This is a genomic window from Lysinibacillus sp. RU7 (assembly GCF_057837305.1).
On the sequence record NZ_JBYQFK010000026.1, the window covers coordinates 1 to 18456 of the forward strand.

Consider the following 18456-nt stretch of genomic DNA (forward strand, 5'->3'; position numbering starts at 1 on the left):
AGACCAGCTCGGCTTAAAAAGACGTTTTGTTTCATAAACAGGGCACATAATTTAAATAAACTGGGGTTGATGAAATCGCCTTTACATTCAAAAAGGACCATCAGGAAGGCAAATGGATGGAGTGAACGATTACGTTGAATGAACCCACTTTCGGTCGCGAGTTGGATGACTTTTTTCGGTCCGATTGCTTGAAACACCTGTTGTAGTAAGGTAATAGATGCTTTCTGTAACATGGAAAATCCTCTCCTGTCGATTGATGTTACTTCTATCTATCCCTAAAGTTGGAGAGGATTAATCCTTTTTGCATGAAATTTTTCTTAAGTTTACACGTATGTGGCCTCAGCCTCCTCGTCGCTCGTCCCTCGCTCCTGCGGGGTCTTCCGCTCATGCTTTTCCCGTAGGAGTCTCGCCCATTCCGCTTCAATCAACTGGCAAGTCATTTTTGATTACGTTTTGCTAAAAAATAAGCTTCTATAAAGGAATATTTTGTTAATCAACACACCTGGCTAAAAATAAAGAAAGATGCTCATTCATGACGGTAGAGACTGGGTAATTACACTTGCAAATCGAAAGAAAATGATTTCTTTTATATAGTCGGTTTTTAAAATTTAGAGTTAAAAAAGTAGGCTAATTTAACAAAGGTAGTGCATTCACCTATTTCAAATACTCTTTCTGACTCTAAAAAACAAATGCCTTCTATATAGATAAGAGAAATATTTTTCTAGCATATCGAGAAGTATTCACTTTTACCGTAGCGCGCCATAGCCACAGGAGCCGTAACAGGAGATCCAAACAGGCCACGCCTGTTTTAGCTCCTGTGTAGGCTGTGGCAAAGCGCGGAGGCTATGATATAAACCTTTCACTATTTAAATGGTATTTTTAGGATGAATTTTTGCTCATTTAGAGTTCATAAATAATCTTCAAAATTTTCATCTTGATTTTTAAAGATAAACCAATTTTTGAAACTTTATGAAAATCTTATCCGTATATAGATTGTAGGTAGAAAGAGAAGGGAGTATGGGCATGGGTTTAAAACTTGAACATGTGACGAAACGGTACAAAGATTTTACCGCTGTGCAAGATTTGAATTTTACAATCGACAAGGGTGAAATTTTTGGGCTTATCGGACAAAACGGTGCAGGGAAGACGACAACGTTCCGAATGATTTTAGATTTACAGGAAACGACGGAAGGGAAAATTACGTGGGAAGGTACCCCGATGAATAAAGTCAATCGTGATATTTTAGGGTACTTACCGGAAGAACGTGGGATTTTTCCACAAATGAAAGTAGAAGAACAACTGTACTTTTTTGGCGAGCTACGTGGGATGAAACGAGACGAGCTGAAGCGCGAAATCGACTTTTGGATTGAGCGCTTTGAGCTAGAGGAAAAGAGGAAAGATAAGGCAGAAACATTATCTAAAGGGAATCAACAAAAGGTGCAACTTATTGCTAGCTTCATCCATAAGCCCAAATTTCTCATTTTAGATGAGCCATTCAGCGGGCTTGACCCGGTCAACAAAGATTTACTCAAAAATGCCATTTTACATCTCCGTGATCAAGGGATGACGATTTTATTTTCTAGTCATCAGATGGATAACGTTGAGGAGCTTTGTGATCATTTATGTTTATTAAAGCGCGGTATATCTCTATTTTCAGGCTCATTAATTGATTTAAAGAAACAGTACGGAAAAACAAAATTGACGATTCGAACGGATTTGTCTCTGCGTGATATGACGTTGCCAGGTGTGAAAGAATGTCAATACGTAAAGGATGAATATGTGCTTACACTCGGAGATGAGCGATTTGCTGAAGAGATATTTAAGGTCGTTTCCAACGGGCAATATATTGAAAAATTTAGCCTCGATTATTTATCACTCGATGAAATCTTTAAAGATCAAGTAGGTGGCACACATGTCTAAATTCAGCGTATTACTCAAGCAGCTCTATAAGCAAAAAATTAAATCAAAAACATTTATTTTTTCGACGGCCTTTTACTTATTAATCATTGTTGGTGTGACGTTTTGGCCGGAAATTAAAGGGATATTTACTGACGAAGATCGTCCAGCGGATATTGTTGCATTGTATAATCATACAGAATCCAATGTGACAGAGCACTTTCATGATTCAAGTGATCTAGTATATGAAACGATTCCGGATATGCAAACGATGGATCAATCACTTGAGGACGGGGAGTACGTAGCTGCAATTGAGCTTTCAGAAACAGAAGGAAAACTAGCTGCCCAAATTTATTCGTATGATCCACTAACGTTTTCCATACAGCAGCAGTTAACAGATGATATTGAAACAGCTGCCCAGCTATTTTCAATTGGTCAGTTAAATTTAACGGATGAACAGGCGGCGCTTCTTCTTGATACAACACCACTAATTGGTATGACAACAGTGAATGTGGTAGAGAATGAAGGGAAATCGACAGAAGAAAAGATGGCAGGGATGCTCGGTTCCTATGCAGCAGGTATTATTATTTATATCATAGTCATTTCATTTTTATCCATTATTACGACAGATGTAGCAAGTGAGAAAGGCTCCCGAGCACTTGAAATGTTACTTGTCAGCGTAAAGCCCGAGACACATTTCCGCTCGAAAGTATTTGGTGTGTTCTTAATCGCGGTGACACAATTTACTATCATTTTGGCAGTATTATTCAGTTTATTGCGCTTTACAGATGATGGCGCAAAATGGGATATGGTGACAAGTTTTCTAGGTGAACTATCAGTTTCCTATTATATTTTTGTTATCCTCTTCTTAGTGTTAACGATTTTACTATATTTAATTATTGGGGCACTATTTGGCTCACTTGTTTCCAAAGTAGAAGAAGGGAATCAAGTGATGATGCCAGCGATGATTGTCATTATCCTCGCGTTCTATGTCATGATCGCGGGCATGAATAATCCTGATACAATGCTCATTAAAGTATTCTCTTATATTCCGTTTACAGCGGGAATGGTGATGCCAATGCGCATTGGTGGTACCGATATGGGCATGATAGAACCAATTATTTCATTAGCCGTATTAGGGTTGACAGTGGCTGCTGTTTACTTCCTCAGTCTATCATTCTATAAACGAAGCGTATTAACATACTCAACAGGCGGCGTCATCCAAAAAATTAAAACTGTATTTAAAGTCACAACATAATCTGATTCCCTCTAAGTGCTTACTTGGAGGGGATTTTTTATTTCAATAATCGAAACACTTCCGCTAAAAACCATTCTAATTTTTCTGAAAATTTGGTAAAATAGACGAATCTGATGGAGGGATTTCATGAAAATATTTATCAAGCTAAGGTGGTTTTTTAAGGAGCGAAAGCAAGAATATATTCTAGGTATTTCAATGCTTGTACTAGTGGCATTATTACAACTCATCCCGCCAAAAATAATTGGCATGACGTTAGATGAAATAGGGGCCGGGACATTGACTGCCACATCCCTATTAAAATGGCTTACCATCATTGTTAGTGTGGCCATTACGATGTATATTTTAAGATACTACTGGCGGAAGAAAATTTTCGGTTCTTCTAATTATTTAGCAAAAGCGTTGCGCGAAAAGTTATTTCATCATTTGACAAAAATGAGCCCGTCATTTTATCAACAACGTCGTATCGGTGATTTAATGGCACATGCGACAAACGATATTGCGGCTGTACAACAAACGGCTGGAGGTGGGGTGTTAACACTTTTTGACTCCGTTACAACAGGTGGGTTTGTCATTTTAGCGATGGCATTTACGATTGATTGGCGCCTTACAGTAATTGCACTCCTTCCGATGCCGTTAATGGCTTTATCCACAAGTTATTACGGCAAGTTATTGCATCAACGATTCCGTACCGCACAACAAGCATTTTCCGACTTAAATGATAAAACACAGGAGTCTATATCTGGTGTAAAGGTCATTAAATCCTTTGGTTATCAAGCGGCAGATATTGAAGATTTCCGTCGATTATCAAGTGAGGTTGTAGAGAAAAATGTGCGCGTTGCGAAAATTGATGCTTTATTTGACCCAACAATTAGTTTAGTCGTGGCCATTAGTTATTTTTTAAGTATAGCGTTTGGGGCTAAGTTTATCGTAGAAGAAGCAATGACGGTCGGTGATTTAGTAGCATTCACGACGTATTTAGGTCTCCTCATTTGGCCGATGTTAGCTGTTGGTATGCTCTTTAATATTGTAGAACGGGGAAGTGCATCCTATGACCGCATTGAATCATTGCTTAGTGTACCAGTAGAGATGGAAGATATAGAGGGTGCAATTAATCAGGTGCCAAGTGGTGCAATCACCTTTAATGTTCGTTCATTTACATTTCCAGGAGACGCTCATCCAACAGTAAAGAATATTTTCTTTGAGCTAAAAGAAGGTGAAACGTTAGGTATTGTTGGTAAAACAGGGGCAGGGAAAACTACTATTTTAAAGTTACTTCTCCGACAATTTGATCAATATGAAGGGGAAATTATGTACGGCGGTATAGCGATCGAAGAGTATAAAAAAGAGCGACTTCGAGAAGCGATTGGCTATGTGCCGCAAGATCACTTTCTTTTTTCCACAAGTGTATTTCACAATATCGCTTTTGCGAATGAACAGGCATCATATAAACAAGTAGAGCAAGCAGCGAAGTTAGCGCATATTCATGAAGACATTTTGCGCTTCTCTAAAGGGTATGACACCGTTGTAGGCGAGCGTGGAGTAGCGCTGTCTGGTGGACAAAAGCAACGGATTTCCATCGCACGTGCGTTACTCATGCAGCCGAATTTACTTATTTTAGATGATTCGCTATCAGCTGTCGATGCGAAAACAGAGGAAGCTATTTTGCAGTCATTAAAAGAGGAACGTACTAATGCAACAACCATTATTACTTCGCACCGTTTAAGTGCTATTTCGCATGCACAGCTCATTCTGTTTATGGAAAGTGGAACGGTTATAGAAAAAGGGACACATGATGAGCTGATGGCATTAAAGGGGCGGTATTATGAAATGTATGAGCTACAACAACTAGAGCAATTAGTGGAACGAGGTGGGTCAGCATGAGTAAGCAGACAATTAGTCGCAAGGAGCAAGCTGTGATTTTAAAGCGTCTCTTTACATACTTACACCCACATAAAAAGGCGCTTACGTTTGCGCTTGTTGTGTTAGTACTGTCGGTCACTGGGGAAGTTATTACACCATATTTAATTAAAATATTTATCGATCATCATATTATACCTCGTTATTTTGAAACGGGACCGCTTATTTTATTAGCGAGCGCTTTTATTGGGATCGAGGTATTAAATGTTATATTCCGCTATTATCAACACTATAAATTTCAAGTCATTGCCTTAAAGGTCGTTCAGCAACTAAGAATCGATGTATTTAGTAAAATACACCGACTCGGGATGCGGTATTTTGACAAAGTGCCAGCAGGAGCAATCGTTTCGCGCGCAACAAATGATACCGAAGCGATTAAAGATTTATTTGTAAATGTATTAATCAGCGTTATTCAAGCCGCTTTTTTAATTGTCGGTGTATACGTAGCAATGTTTTTATTAAATCCTGTACTTGCGTTATATGTGCTGATGGTTTTACCAATCATTGTGTACATTATTTATATTTATCGGAAGTTAAGCGCCGTCGTGTATATGGCGATGCGTGAAAAGCTAAGTGAGCTCAATGCGAAATTAGCTGAGTCATTATCAGGGATGAGCATTGTGCAGGCATTTCGTCAAGAGGGGCGTTTACACGAGGAGTTCGATACGATTAATGAAGCGCACTATGATGCGATGATGCGGAATACAAAGTTGAATAGCCTATTGCTTCGTCCAATTATCGACCTTGTCTATTTTGCCGCGATTATCGTGTTACTTACGTATTTTGGCATGGCTTCATTTAATACAGCTGTGGAAGTGGGTGTAGTGTATGTGTTTGTCACATATATTAGCCGCTTCTTTGAGCCCATTAATCAGATGATGGAGCAACTTGCCATCTTCCAGCAAGCGGTTGTAGCAGCAAAGCGTGTATTTGAAGTATTAGATGAAACAGACGAGGAGCCTAAGCAATATCCGGTTGAAGCGAAAATTACGGATGGTCGGATTGAATTTCGTGATGTTACGTTTAGCTACGACGGCAAAACAGATGTACTAAAAAATATTTCGTTTACAGTATGTCCTGGTGAAACAGTCGCACTTGTAGGGCATACGGGCTCTGGTAAAAGCTCCATTATCAATTTACTAATGCGTTTTTATGAATTTGAGCAGGGAGATATTTTCATTGATGGAATATCGATTAAACAATATAGTCAGCAGGAAATACGTCACAAGCTCGGTCTTGTGCTGCAAGATCCGTTTTTATTTTACGGGACAGTTGGGAGTAATATCCGTTTGTATGGGGATATGTTGGATGCAGAAGTAGAGGCGGCAGCAAAATTTGTGCAAGCGGATTTTATTGAGGAGTTGCCAGAGAAGTTAAATGAGCATGTCACAGAGCGCGGTTCCACGTATTCAAGTGGGCAGCGTCAATTAATAGCGTTTGCACGAACAATCGCAACAAACCCGAAAATTCTTGTGTTGGATGAAGCGACGGCATCGATTGATACAGAAACAGAAGTAGCGATTCAGGCGTCACTGGATAAAATGCGTAAAGGGCGCACAACGATTGCGATTGCACACCGTTTATCAACGATTCAAGAGGCAGAGCAAATTTTAGTGTTACATCAAGGGGAAATTATCGAGCGCGGCACACATCAGGCATTGCTTGCGCAAAAAGGACTTTATCATAAAATGTATTTACTACAAAATGGCATAGTAGAATGAGCAGAAGCTGGTTAAATAAATAATTTAGCCGGCTTTTAGGTATGGTTGGAAAATACCGTATCCTTTTAGTGCAACAATGAAGCGACCCTAAAAGTCGATAGTGACTCACTTTTAGGATCGCCTAGTTTGTAAAGTACAACAGCCTATGACATTGTTTCTTCAGCTATTTGCATATTTGGTGCAACGGCTGGGGCAGGTGCTTTTTTCTCTTTTGGAATTAAGAAGCATAAGAAGAGAATGATTGCGAATAGTGCCATCGCAATATAAGCAATCGTATGAACAGTCGATGTAAGACTCGTTACATGCGCTACCGAATACATGGACTCAAATGATACGCCTAGTGTAGAAAGCTGCTCGGCTAAGGCACTATTGTCTACTGTACCAGTTTGGCCGGCTGCTAGTAATGCTGCTGAATGCTCGCTAGAAACCCCTGCTTTACTTGCAGAAGCGAGTAAGGACTCTTTGAATGCAGAATCTTTAAAAGTTGAGAAGAGCACAATGCCTGATACCGAGCCTAATGGTGTCCCAAAATCACGGATGAAGGAGAATAAGCCTGCGCCTGCCGCTAACTTTTCCTTCGGTACTTGGTTTAAAGCAAATTTCATTAAGATTGGCGTATTCGCTCCGGATACAAAACCAAGACATACCGCTAATGCAGCAATAATATTAAAAGAAGTTGTAGCGCTAATCGTCGTAAATATAAACATAATGATAATAGGGATAAAGAAAATGCTAATGAGAATGGATCGACCGTTGAATTTATCTGCTAAGCGACCTACGAATAAGCCCCCAATAGATGATGCCCCGTATAGAAACATGTAAAATAATCCTGTCTGGGATGCATCTCCGCCTGGTCGTGATGCTGTGAAGAAATTCATGCAATAGATGAATAGCATAAAGGTTGCTACGATGAGTAAGTTAATGCCGACTGCCATACTAAATAATCTAATTTTCAATAAGGATAACTCGACTAAAGGGTTTTTAATGCGATTCTCACAAATCCATAAGAGGGCAACTGCGACGATTCCTACAATGCCCGTTATAATTGTATAAGGCGAAAAGAAGCCGAACATTTTACCGATTGTTGAAACGGATAGTAACGTTGCTGATGTTACAAAGATCAGGAGCATACCGATAAAGTCAAAGGATGATTGCTTTTCTCCTTTCGATTCCTCTACGAATAAAAGGACAACGACTAAACCAAGAAAAGCTAAGGCGGCACTTACCCAATAAATGATGGGCCAGCCGTATTGTAAAATTAAGTAGCCGGCAATGGCAGCCCCTGACATCGCTGCAATCGCTTGCACGGATGAAAAAATGCCTGAAGCCATCCCACGCTTTTCAGGTGGGAAAATAACACCGATATAGGCAATGGCAACCGGTAATATAAAGCCAACTGCCACCCCTTGGAATACCCGAGCGATGAGGAAAATCGTGAAATCCGTAGCAATGGCAGCGGCTACTTCAGAAACAGTGAAAATAATCATCCCGATGACCAACATCTTTTTGCGTCCATACTGATCTGCTAAACGTCCTACAATCGGATACAGTGTTGCAGAAGCAATATAAAAAGTTAGTAAGATTAAACCGGCTAAATATGTTGGTAGTTCAAAGTGCTGTGAAATAACAGGAATAGCAGGTGCTTGAAATGCCATTGCTTCAATTGCGACAAATGCCCCAAATACTAAAGCCAAAAATTGAACCCACTGTTTTTTCGTGACCTTCTCACTTTCGTGCTTGTTTACGAAGTTATTCAATCCTTATCATCTCCCTTATAAATAATTGAAGCGCTTACAATGTGAAAAATCTCCTTTCACCATATTTATTAAGCCCCATTATAAAAGAGTAGATATTTTGTTTTCAATCCACAAAATACACAGAAATGTCGTATATCCAACACTCCCGTCCCTTTTGATGGTATTTAACTTAGGGTTCGACATTATTCTCCCTTTTTACTTGCTTAGCTCCTGACAAAGCATATTCGATTCAAAAAGCTTTGTCGTTTCTTGAGCCATATACTGGGCGTTGTATTCGTAGTTGGTTTCAATACTCCAATGATAGATCATCCCTGTAATCACGGACGCATAATAAGTGGCAACAATTTGAGGTGACGCAATCTGATTTCGTACCGAAAGTAAAAATACGTTATACAGTGCATGAGAAAGCTTCTTCAAAAAAGAATCTGTGTAGGTTAGTAATGTATGGAAGTAATAAGAATGCTGATCGACATATTTGAAAATCGTTAGTTGTACATGATGATCAAAAAAAGATCTAGGAGATGAACGTGCATATTGCTGGATAAGTGCACAAAGATCCTCGATAAACTCTGATGTAATTTGGTTTTGTAAATCCTCCTTCGTTTGAAAATGCATGTAAAACGTAGAACGATTAATATTACAGCGTGCCACAATTTCTGTAATAGGTATCACGACAGTGCCTTTCTCCCTTATGAGCGAAATATAAGTTTGCTTGATTAAACGACGAGACTGCTGTGCACGGCGGTCTTTTTTTATTTGCATCAAAACACCCCACTATTTGTTATTTTTTAGTTCTAATTAAAAAAATTTCAAACTATTATTGCTATATTCGGAATTATATATTATGATAATCGCAATAAAAACAATTTTCTGAATATTCAGGGATAGGGTGTGGTGAAATGAATGCATATTTGCTATTGTCCATTGCCGCGAGTATTGCACCGGAGCAAGAAATTTTGACGTTTTTTAATAAACGTCAAAGCTACGCGCAACTTTTGCAGCGTGTAGGGGCACTCGCTACTCAATTAGCAGGTGATGGTGTAGGACATGGAGATCGGGTCGGTATTATTTCAACAAATAGTCCCGAAGTGGTGGAAGGTTTTTTTGCAGCATTTCAAATAGGCGCAACAATCGTACCGATTAACTACCGGGCAAAGCCGGAAGAATTGGCGTATATGTTACGAGATAGTGAGATTAAAGTGTTGCTCATTGAAAGTCGCTATGTGAAGTCAATTGAACCCTTTTTACAAGACCCTTCGTGCAAAGTGGAAAAAACCATTGTCATTGGAGACGATGCGCAAGGGTATGAATTGTATGAATCCTATATTGCAAGCAGTGAGCCGATGATTGAATTTGCCGATATTGAGGAAGATGATCTTGCGATTTTGCTTTATACGAGTGGGACAACAAGCTTACCAAAAGGTGTCATGCTGACGTATACGCAGCTGACAAATTATGTGATGGGGCATACTGAAGCAGCAACTGGTTTGCCAAATGGCGCATCGTTAACGTGCGTGCCTAACTATCATGTGGCTGGCGCAACGAGCATTTGCAATTGTATTTATGGGGGACGCCGTATCGTCTTAATTCGTCAGTTTGATGCGGATACATGGCTCGACGCATTAGAGAAGGAGCAAGTAACGCACGCATTTTTAGTACCGACGATGTTAAAACGTATTATCGATCATCCACGTTTTAAACAAACGGATTTTTCAAGTTTACAAAGCTTATCGTACGGTGCTGCACCGATGCCGTTTCCAATAATTCGTCAGGCAATAGAGATGTTCCCGTTATCTGTTGATTTTGCCAATGCTTTCGGCATGACAGAAACGACATCTACGGTAGCAGTGTTAGGACCAGATGATCATAAACTTGTTGGCACACCGGAAGAAATTGAACGAAAGATTTTACGCTTGCATTCGGTTGGGAAGCCGTTACCGAATGTGGAGATTAAAATCCTTGATGACGAAAAGAATGAGTTACCGATCAACCAAATTGGTAACGTTTACATTAAAACAGCTAAGGCGATGAAAGGGTACTGGAATCGTCCGGATGATTCAAAAGAAACGATGATTGATGGTTGGATTAATACAAAGGATATGGGGTATTTAGACGAGGACGGTTATTTGTTTTTGAAAGGCCGTAACTCCGACATGATTATTCGTGGTGGTGAAAATATTGCGCCGCAGGAAATCGAAAATGTGCTTATTGGTCATCCAGAAATTTCAGATGCAGCAGTTATTGGTATCCCAAGTATGGAATGGGGAGAAGAGATTTTAGCTGTCATCATTCCGAATAATTTGCAAGACCCACCTTCTGTAGAAGAAATTACAGCCTATTGTAGAGAGCGACTAGCGAGCTTCAAATGTCCAAAGTGTATCGAGTTTGCAACGGATTTACCACGTACATCATCAGGTAAGTTATTAAAACGTGATTTACGTGAACAATATACTACTAATCTAGTGGAATAAAAAAAGAAAGGTGATGAAGTAAATGAATTTTGAGTTAACAGCAGAGCAAGAATCACTCCGCCAAAAAATTCGTGCTTACTTAGAGGAGCAAATTACAGAGGAGTTAATTGAAGAGCTGAAAGTAACACCAGAGGGCGGCCCGATTTGGAAGGCTTACATTCAAAAGCTCGGGGAAGATGGCTGGTTAGGCGTCGGTTGGCCAAAGGAATATGGGGGGCAAGGTCTGACACCGCTAGAGCAATACATTTTCATCGAGGAAATTGATCGTACAGGTGTCAATATTCCGTTCATTACACTAGAAACTGTTGGTCCGATGTTAATGAAGGTCGGGACCGAGGAACAAAAAAATTACTTCTTACCTAAAATTTTAAAAGGGGAAGTGGAGATTGCGATTGGCTATTCTGAGCCACAGGCAGGGACCGATTTAGCTGCTTTAGAAACAACAGCTGTACGTGATGGTGATGAGTATGTCATCAACGGACAGAAGATTTTTACAACGAACGCACATATTGCAGATTATATTTGGCTTGCAGCACGGACAGATACGACTGTATCAAAGCATAAAGGGATTTCAATTTTTTTAGTACCGACGACGGACCCAGGCTTTTCTGTCACACCAATGGCATTAATGGGCGAGGAAACAAATGTTACGTACTATGAAAATGTTCGCGTACCTGTTTCGGCGCTTGTTGGGGAAGAAAATAAAGGCTGGGAATACATTACTTCACAATTATCACTAGAACGCCTAATGCTTTCAACATATGCACGGATGGAGCGCATGGTGGAAGATACATTGGCTTTTGCTCAGGAAACCGTTATGGATGGAGAGCGTGTCATCGATCGCCCTTGGGTGCAGGAGCATTTTGCACAAATGAAGATGAATTTAGACGTATTACGTTTACTCAATTACCGTGCTGCATGGGGACATGAAAACGAAAGAGTCGCTCCATTTAGACCGTCGATGAATAAAGTATTTGCAGCTGAAATAAATCAACGTGTCTTTGATTCGTGCATGCATATTATGGGGCTTTTCGGGCAAGTACAAGACGGCTCAGAGTGGGCAATCGCAAATGGTGATGCAGAGAACTATGCGAAGAAACGACTAGTGTTTTTATTTGGTGGTGGTGCCAATGATGTACAGCGTGATTTAGTAGCCCGCTTCGGTTTGGCCTTACCACGCGCCTAATACAAAGGAGGAGAGAATCATGTCATTAACAAATGAAATGCTGCAAGCGTTAGTTGGGATTGAATCCGAGGTGACAAAAGGGGCGGATGAAGTATGCCGCCCCATGATTCGCCATTATTGTGAAGTGATGGAGGACGCAAATCCACTCTATCATGATGAAGAGTATGCGAAGGAAACACGGTACGGGGGCATTATCGCACCGCCAACGCAAGTGCAAGTGTATACAATGAATCCACTATGGCCAAAAGTAAAACGTGAAAAAAATACAATGGAGCATTTAGTCGAGCTACTCAAGGAGCATGGCTATTCTTCCATCGTTGCGACAGAACAAGTACAAGAATATTTTGAACCAATGAAAGTGGGAGATGCAATTAGTTACACGATTTCAGTAAAAGAAATCTCACCGTTGAAGCAAACAGCACGAGGCCCTGGTTACTTCTCTACATTTTTATATAAATTTACAAATCAGCGTAATGAGGTTGTATGTAAGCAGTCCTTCACAATTTTATCGTATAAGGCGCAAGTACAAGAATAGGAGGAATGTGAAATGAAAGCGACAATGTATGCAAGTACGACGTGGAATGCAGTCGAAGTCGGAATGGAGTTGCCAACTGCTACTAGAGAGGTAACAGCAGCGCTCGTTGTTGGCGGTGCCATTTCAGCCACACATGATTACGAAATCGTCCATCACGATCATAGGGCTGCAAAGGCGGCAGGAGCTGAGGATGTGTTTATGAATATTTTAACGACAAATGGTCTTGTTGGGAAATATTTAACCGATTGGACAGGACCAGAAGGCACTTTGAAGAAAATTTCGCTCAAACTAGCCGTACCTAACTATCCGAATGACACGATTGTCTTTAGTGGACGGGTCACAAAAAAATATGAAGAAAACGATGAGTGTCTAGTAGAAGTGGAGTTTGCAGGTAAAAATAACTTAGGTTATCACGCATTAGGAGCAGGCGTAGTAGCCTTACCAAGGGGGTAAACATGTGGAAACGATTCAAGGAAAAACAGCAATTGTAGGGATTGGTCAAACAGAGTTTAGTCAAAATTGTGGAAGAACTGAACTGAAAATGGCGCTCGAAGCGATTTTAAATGCAGTAGAGGATGCCGGACTAGATATTAAAGATATCGATGGAATGGTGAATTATACACTAGATAGTGCTACTCAAATTGATATTGTACGCGCACTCGGCATTCCAAACTTAAGCTACTTCAATCAAGTGCCCTATGGTGGGGGGGCGAGTTGTGGAACGGTTGCAAGTGCAGCTGCGGCTGTAGCATCTGGTTTAGCCAATTACGTCGTTTGTGTTCGTTCAATTCGGGATGCTTCTGGTCCGATGCGTTACGGTGATTTTGAGCCAACGAGGGTAAGCGGAGATGTATACATGGGGATGTATCATCCATACGGCTTACTGACACCTGTTTCGTGGGTAGCGATGTTTGCTAATCGTTATATTCATGAATACGGCATTAAGGATGGACAGTTAGCATGGGCACCATTAGTCAATCGTGAAAATGCGAACCGCAATCCGAAAGCTATTTTTTATAATCGTACGATGACAATGGAAGAGTATATGGCATCACCGATCAATGTCGAGCCACTTCGTCGGCATGATTGCTGTTTAAGTACGGATGGTGCGGTTGCTGTTATTGTAACGACACCAGAACGTGCAAGGGCACTAAAACAAACACCGGCTATTATTGCCGGGGTGAGTCAAGGGATGTCAACGAATGGGGAAGTGATGACGAGCTATTACCGCGATGAAATTACTTTTTTACATGAGGTAGAAGAATACGGTAAAAAATTATTCAAACAAGCTGGAATTACACCGCAAGATATTGATGTAGCACAGTTTTATGATGCATTTAGCCCGTTAATTCCGATGCAGTTAGAAGCACTTGGCTTTGTTGGTCGAGGCGAAGGGGTAGCCTTCTGTGAAGGGGGTACGCGAATTAATCGTTACGGTGAGTTACCGATTAATACAGCAGGTGGCTTAATGTCAGAAGGATATTTACATGGTATGAATTTAATTACAGAGGGCGTCCGTCAAATTCGTGGTACGTCCACAACACAAATTGATCATGTGGAAAATGTGCTCGTTACAGGTGGTTTAGGTGTACCAACGAGTGGGCTCATTTTAAGAAAGGAGTAAACAAATATGGTGCAATATACAGGAATTGGCACACCGAGGCCAAACATGAATGAAGATACTAAGGTATTTTGGCAAAAGCTACGCGAAACGAAAAAGCTACATTTTCAACAATGCAGTAAGTGTGGGACGGTATTACATCCGCCGCGCCCTGCTTGCCATAATTGTCGCAGTTTTGAGTTGGAATGGGTAGAAGCACCGACAAAAGGAACGGTCTATTCTTATGTCGTGTATCATCGGTCTGTGCACCCAGGTTTCCAGACCCCTTATGAAGTAGTGTTAGTCGAATTGGAAAACGGCGCCCGAATTGTAGGCAATATGCTCGATGCTTCCCCACATGAAATTGAAATCGGTATGCCGGTTGAAGTCGTAGTAGACGATCAAGTGTTTGAAGATATCTCTCTTATTAAATTTAAAAAAGGGTGAGGAGGTTTCGCAATGGATTTTCATTTAAATGATATACAAAAAGAATTTAAGCAAACAGCACGTAAGTTTTTTAAAGAGAAGTGTGGACTAGAGGAATTACGTGCATTTGAGGGGAACCCACATCATTATTCAGAAAAGCTATATCAAGAACTTGTAGAGCTAGGTTTTGTAGGGCTTGTTGTGCCTGAGCAATATGGTGGATTCGGTGGAGAGTTTTTAGACTTAGCACTTGTCATAGAGGAAGCGGGCTGGTCCTTGTTCCAGGGCCCATTTTTATCGACGATTGTGAGTGGTGTGAGGCCGCTAGTAACATACGGCACAGATACGCAAAAATCAAACTTGCTACCAGCATTTGCAGACGGTACATCAAAGGCAAGTTATGCAATTGCAGAACCACAAGCACATTATAAGTTAGAGCACCTGTCTCTAGGTGCATCATCTACTGGAGATCACTACGTATTAAATGGTACGAAGCTATTCGTTCCTTTTGCCAAGTCAGTGGATAAATTATTTGTTATCGCCCGTACAGATCAAAAAGCGATTGGTACGAAGGAAGGGCTGACGGTGTTCCTTGTTAATACAGCTACACAAGGAATAGAAGTGAAGGAGATTCCAACGATTAGTGCAGACGGTTTATGTGAAGTACGCTTCCATGAAGTGAAAGTATCCGCTGCACAAATAGTCGGCAACGTGGGAGATGGATTCGATGTGGCAAGCGACATGCTGACATTTGCAACAGCATTGAAATGTATTGAAATGACAGGTGTACTTAGTCGAACGGTCGATATTACAGCCGATTATGTGAAGGAGCGTCACCAATTCAACGTACCCATTGGCTCGTTCCAATCGGTGCAACATCGTCTAGCTGATATGTTCACAATCGTTGAAGGTGGTCGCTTAGCAGCCTTTCATGCCTTTTCTAGATTAGTAGAGGGCAAAGATGCGAAAAAAGAGGTAGCGATTGCAAAGGCTTGGCTCAGTCAAGAAGGACAAAAAGTAGTAACAGGTGCACACCAATTACACGGCGGGATGGGCATCGATTATGATTATCCATTACAGTTTTGTTTCCGTCGCTTCAAAGGGCAACAATTAGAATTTGGTACACCGGAAATGCATCTGCAAAACCTAGGTCAGTGGTTGGCGACAAAGCCAGAAGAACCGTCCAAAGTAACGAGTATGTAAGGGGGGGAATAGATGACAAAATTAGCGTTATCACATGTAAAAGTACTGGACTTATCTTGGCATATTGCAGGCCCGTATTGTACAAAAATCTTGGCAGACTACGGCGCTGAAGTCATTAAAGTAGAACGCCCTGGCACCGGTGACCCTTCACGTTCGGAAGGCCCCTTTAAAAATAATGAACAAAATGTAAATGCGAGCGGCTTATTTGCTTATTTAAATAATAATAAGCAAAGTGTCACGCTCGATTTAAAATCAGTGCAAGGTATCGATATAGTGAAACGATTAGTCAAAGAGGTCGATGTTCTTGTTGAAAATTTTGCACCAGGTGTGATGAAGCGCCTTGGATTAGATTACGATACATTAAAAGCGATTAATCCAAAGCTTGTCATGGTGTCGATTACGAATTTTGGTCAAGAAGGGGAATTTGCCCATTATAAGGCAACGGAAATTGTGGCGCAGGCGATGAGTGGGTTCTTATCTTCAGTCGGTGATCCACACCTTGAGCCAGTACGTGCAGCAGGGCAATTACGTATGTTGGAGTATGTAACGGGTACATTTGCAGCATCTTCTACCCTTGCCGCATTACGCGGTGCGCGTGTATCAGGTATAGGCGCCCATTTAGATATTTCTATTACGGCAACAGGCTTATTACAGCGTTCCTATCCAACCGTTCAAAACTCTTATCCGACAAGTCCATTTAAGCATGTGGCACGATATATTATGCTGCCAGGCATTGAGAAATGTAAGGATGGTCATGTAGGTATTAGTGTTCTAACAGGTCAGCATTGGCAAAGTTTCTGCTTTATGATTGGCGCGTATGAGTGGGTAGATGATGAGCGATTTACAACGTTACCACAGCGTTTAATTCATAAGGACATTTTCCAAGAACGTCTCGATGCGTTTTTAATGGAGCATACGACGGAGGAGGTACTAGCGCTCGGCAATGAATGGCGTGTACCTGTCACACTTGTACCGACATTTGAAGAGTTGCTTTCGTTAGATCAGTACGTAGAGCGCCAATTTTTCGTTGAGGTCACACATCCAGAGCTCGGTAAAATAACACAGCCTGGTGCACCATTCCGGATGGCGGAAACGCCTTGGTCGATTCGTACGAGTGCACCAACACTTGGTGAGCATAACGAAATCACATTAAAAGCACTTTATGATAAAAGTACACAAACCTAGAAAGGGTGAAACATTGTGAATCAACCGTTAAAAGGAATACGAATTTTAGATTTGACGATGTGGTGGTCTGGGCCAATGTGTACGTCTTATCTCGGTGCACTTGGCGCTGAAATCATTAAGCTGGAATCGATTCAATCGCCGGATGGCTTCCGTTTTATGTTAACATCCCCAGGGGAAAATTGGTGGGAGCTTGGGCCACAATTTAACGCAGCAAATCATAATAAATTAGGGGCCACACTTAATTTAAATGATGAAGAGGGAAAAACGTATTTCAAAAAGCTCGTAGAAAAATGTGATATTGTCATTGAAAATTTTACACCACGTGTGATGGAGAACTTTCATTTAACGTATGATGTGCTATCGCAGTATAAGAAGGACTTAATTATGCTATCGATGCCAGCTTACGGGAAAACAGGACCTTATCGTAATCAACCTGGATTTGCTTATACATTTGAAATGCTGTCAGGTATCGCACAATTGAACGGCTATCAGGACGGAAAACCGATGACTGTACTCGGTGTAGCAGATGTCATTGCAGGCTTCCATGCCGCAGCTGCCTTATTAATTGCACTCGAGCATCGCGATCAAACAGGTGAAGGACAGGAAATTGAGCTTGCACAAAATGAAGGTTGCTTGAATTATATGGGTGCGCCAATTGCTGACTTTATACTGAATGGTGAAAACTGGGGGCGTGTAGGCAATCGCCACCCAGGGATTGCCCCGCAAGGTGTTTATCGTACACAAGGGAAAGATAGCTGGGTAGCGATTTCAGTTACGACGGATGAAGAATGGCAAAGCTTATGCGAAGTGATGAATCAGCAGTCACTGTTAGAGGATGAACGTTTCAAGACGGTGGCAGGACGCATTGCGGCACATGATGAGCTAGATGCGATCATTTCAACATGGACAGCGCAACATACGCATTATGCGGTTGCTTCACGTTTGCAGGAGGCGAGTGTGCCAGCAGGACCTGTATTGGAGGTGCACGAAATGGAGCAAGATCCATTTTTGAAAAATGTGTATCAAGAGGTGACACGTGAATACGTAGGGACACATTTGTATCCATCCTGGCCTATAAAGTGGAACAATGAGCGCATTTTGCATCAAGCACCGGCACCAACGCTAGGGCAAGATAATGAATATGTATTTAAGGAACTATTGCAACTTTCTAACGAAGAATACAATAGCCTACTAGAAAAGCAAATTATCGGCGATAAAATGCTTAGCTAAAAGGGAGGAATCGTAAATGACGATTAAAATCGGTACAAAGTTTACATGCCCGAAATGTCAAAGTGAATTCA

General features: G+C 41.1%; 16 protein-coding genes. 13 read left to right on the plus strand and 3 right to left on the minus strand.

The genetic code is table 11. The features are described from left to right. The coding region (locus AC3II9_RS16820; protein WP_489157290.1) for a hypothetical protein at window positions 1-233 on the minus strand (233 nt) is incomplete at its 3' end. Window positions 234-1023: 790 nt separating this feature from the next. Between AC3II9_RS16820 and AC3II9_RS16825 the strand changes: the two genes are divergently transcribed. The 4 genes from AC3II9_RS16825 (at window position 1024) to AC3II9_RS16840 (ending at window position 6792) form a co-directional block, all read left to right on the plus strand. Next, a complete protein-coding gene (locus AC3II9_RS16825) occupies window positions 1024-1920 on the plus strand; it encodes an ABC transporter ATP-binding protein (protein ID WP_489157291.1) in 897 nt (298 codons plus the stop codon). After that, window positions 1913-3154, plus strand: a complete 1242-nt coding sequence (locus AC3II9_RS16830) for an ABC transporter permease (protein ID WP_489157293.1) — start codon at window positions 1913-1915, stop codon at window positions 3152-3154. Before AC3II9_RS16825 ends, AC3II9_RS16830 begins: the two co-directional genes overlap by 8 nt. A gap of 126 nt (window positions 3155-3280) precedes the next feature. Further along, window positions 3281-5035, plus strand: a complete 1755-nt coding sequence (locus AC3II9_RS16835) for an ABC transporter transmembrane domain-containing protein (RefSeq protein ID WP_489157295.1) — start codon at window positions 3281-3283, stop codon at window positions 5033-5035. After that, a complete protein-coding gene (locus AC3II9_RS16840) occupies window positions 5032-6792 on the plus strand; it encodes an ABC transporter ATP-binding protein (RefSeq protein WP_489157296.1) in 1761 nt (586 codons plus the stop codon). The genes AC3II9_RS16835 and AC3II9_RS16840 overlap by 4 nt, the downstream gene beginning before the upstream one ends. Before the next feature lie 143 nt (window positions 6793-6935). On the opposite strand, the gene AC3II9_RS16845 is transcribed toward AC3II9_RS16840, so the two are convergent. Together AC3II9_RS16845 and AC3II9_RS16850 are read right to left on the minus strand one after the other, a co-directional pair. Then, window positions 6936-8549, minus strand: a complete 1614-nt coding sequence (locus AC3II9_RS16845; RefSeq protein WP_489157298.1) for an MFS transporter — start codon at window positions 8547-8549, stop codon at window positions 6936-6938. 195 nt (window positions 8550-8744) lie between these two features. Then, window positions 8745-9311 (minus strand): TetR/AcrR family transcriptional regulator, encoded by a 567-nt coding sequence (locus tag AC3II9_RS16850; protein ID WP_489157300.1) that lies wholly within the window; start codon window positions 9309-9311, stop codon window positions 8745-8747. A 137-nt stretch (window positions 9312-9448) separates the two neighbouring features. On the opposite strand from AC3II9_RS16850, the gene AC3II9_RS16855 reads away from it, so the two are divergent. From AC3II9_RS16855 to AC3II9_RS16895, 9 genes are read left to right on the plus strand one after another with little or no spacing between them, the layout of a single operon-like run. Then, window positions 9449-11020 carry a class I adenylate-forming enzyme family protein gene (locus AC3II9_RS16855; protein ID WP_489157302.1) on the plus strand — a complete coding sequence of 524 codons (1572 nt, stop codon included), beginning with the start codon at window positions 9449-9451 and terminating at the stop codon, window positions 11018-11020. Window positions 11021-11042: 22 nt separating this feature from the next. Then, entirely contained in the window at window positions 11043-12206 is a 1164-nt protein-coding gene (locus AC3II9_RS16860; protein ID WP_489157303.1) for an acyl-CoA dehydrogenase family protein, read from the plus strand. 19 nt (window positions 12207-12225) lie between these two features. After that, on the plus strand, window positions 12226-12741 hold the full coding sequence (locus AC3II9_RS16865; RefSeq protein WP_489157305.1) for an FAS1-like dehydratase domain-containing protein: 516 nt from the start codon (window positions 12226-12228) through the stop codon (window positions 12739-12741). A gap of 12 nt (window positions 12742-12753) precedes the next feature. Beyond that, entirely contained in the window at window positions 12754-13194 is a 441-nt protein-coding gene (locus tag AC3II9_RS16870) for a hotdog family protein (protein WP_489157307.1), read from the plus strand. Window positions 13195-13198: 4 nt separating this feature from the next. Then, entirely contained in the window at window positions 13199-14365 is a 1167-nt protein-coding gene (locus tag AC3II9_RS16875; protein WP_391369604.1) for a thiolase C-terminal domain-containing protein, read from the plus strand. Between the two features lie 6 nt (window positions 14366-14371). Then, window positions 14372-14788 (plus strand): Zn-ribbon domain-containing OB-fold protein, encoded by a 417-nt coding sequence (locus tag AC3II9_RS16880; RefSeq protein WP_489157308.1) that lies wholly within the window; start codon window positions 14372-14374, stop codon window positions 14786-14788. A gap of 12 nt (window positions 14789-14800) precedes the next feature. Beyond that, a complete protein-coding gene (locus AC3II9_RS16885; protein ID WP_489157310.1) occupies window positions 14801-15970 on the plus strand; it encodes an acyl-CoA dehydrogenase family protein in 1170 nt (389 codons plus the stop codon). A gap of 12 nt (window positions 15971-15982) precedes the next feature. Beyond that, window positions 15983-17155 carry a CaiB/BaiF CoA transferase family protein gene (locus AC3II9_RS16890; protein WP_489157311.1) on the plus strand — a complete coding sequence of 391 codons (1173 nt, stop codon included), beginning with the start codon at window positions 15983-15985 and terminating at the stop codon, window positions 17153-17155. 15 nt (window positions 17156-17170) lie between these two features. Then, window positions 17171-18385 carry a CaiB/BaiF CoA transferase family protein gene (locus AC3II9_RS16895; protein WP_489157313.1) on the plus strand — a complete coding sequence of 405 codons (1215 nt, stop codon included), beginning with the start codon at window positions 17171-17173 and terminating at the stop codon, window positions 18383-18385. Window positions 18386-18456 lie beyond the last annotated feature (71 nt).

What these genes read in the sequence shown, in the direction of transcription:
- AC3II9_RS16885 (WP_489157310.1), top strand. Translation starts at nt 14,801, where the DNA reads ATGGATTTTCATTTAAATGATATACAAAAAGAATTTAAGCAAACAGCA.
- AC3II9_RS16880 (WP_489157308.1), top strand. Translation starts at nt 14,372, where the DNA reads ATGGTGCAATATACAGGAATTGGCACACCGAGGCCAAACATGAATGAA.
- AC3II9_RS16865 (WP_489157305.1), top strand. Translation starts at nt 12,226, where the DNA reads ATGTCATTAACAAATGAAATGCTGCAAGCGTTAGTTGGGATTGAATCC.
- AC3II9_RS16855 (WP_489157302.1), top strand. Translation starts at nt 9,449, where the DNA reads ATGAATGCATATTTGCTATTGTCCATTGCCGCGAGTATTGCACCGGAG.
- AC3II9_RS16860 (WP_489157303.1), top strand. Translation starts at nt 11,043, where the DNA reads ATGAATTTTGAGTTAACAGCAGAGCAAGAATCACTCCGCCAAAAAATT.
- AC3II9_RS16835 (WP_489157295.1), top strand. Translation starts at nt 3,281, where the DNA reads ATGAAAATATTTATCAAGCTAAGGTGGTTTTTTAAGGAGCGAAAGCAA.
- AC3II9_RS16840 (WP_489157296.1), top strand. Translation starts at nt 5,032, where the DNA reads ATGAGTAAGCAGACAATTAGTCGCAAGGAGCAAGCTGTGATTTTAAAG.
- AC3II9_RS16825 (WP_489157291.1), top strand. Translation starts at nt 1,024, where the DNA reads ATGGGTTTAAAACTTGAACATGTGACGAAACGGTACAAAGATTTTACC.
- AC3II9_RS16870 (WP_489157307.1), top strand. Translation starts at nt 12,754, where the DNA reads ATGAAAGCGACAATGTATGCAAGTACGACGTGGAATGCAGTCGAAGTC.
- AC3II9_RS16890 (WP_489157311.1), top strand. Translation starts at nt 15,983, where the DNA reads ATGACAAAATTAGCGTTATCACATGTAAAAGTACTGGACTTATCTTGG.
- AC3II9_RS16830 (WP_489157293.1), top strand. Translation starts at nt 1,913, where the DNA reads ATGTCTAAATTCAGCGTATTACTCAAGCAGCTCTATAAGCAAAAAATT.
- AC3II9_RS16850 (WP_489157300.1), bottom strand. Translation starts at nt 9,311, where the DNA reads ATGCAAATAAAAAAAGACCGCCGTGCACAGCAGTCTCGTCGTTTAATC.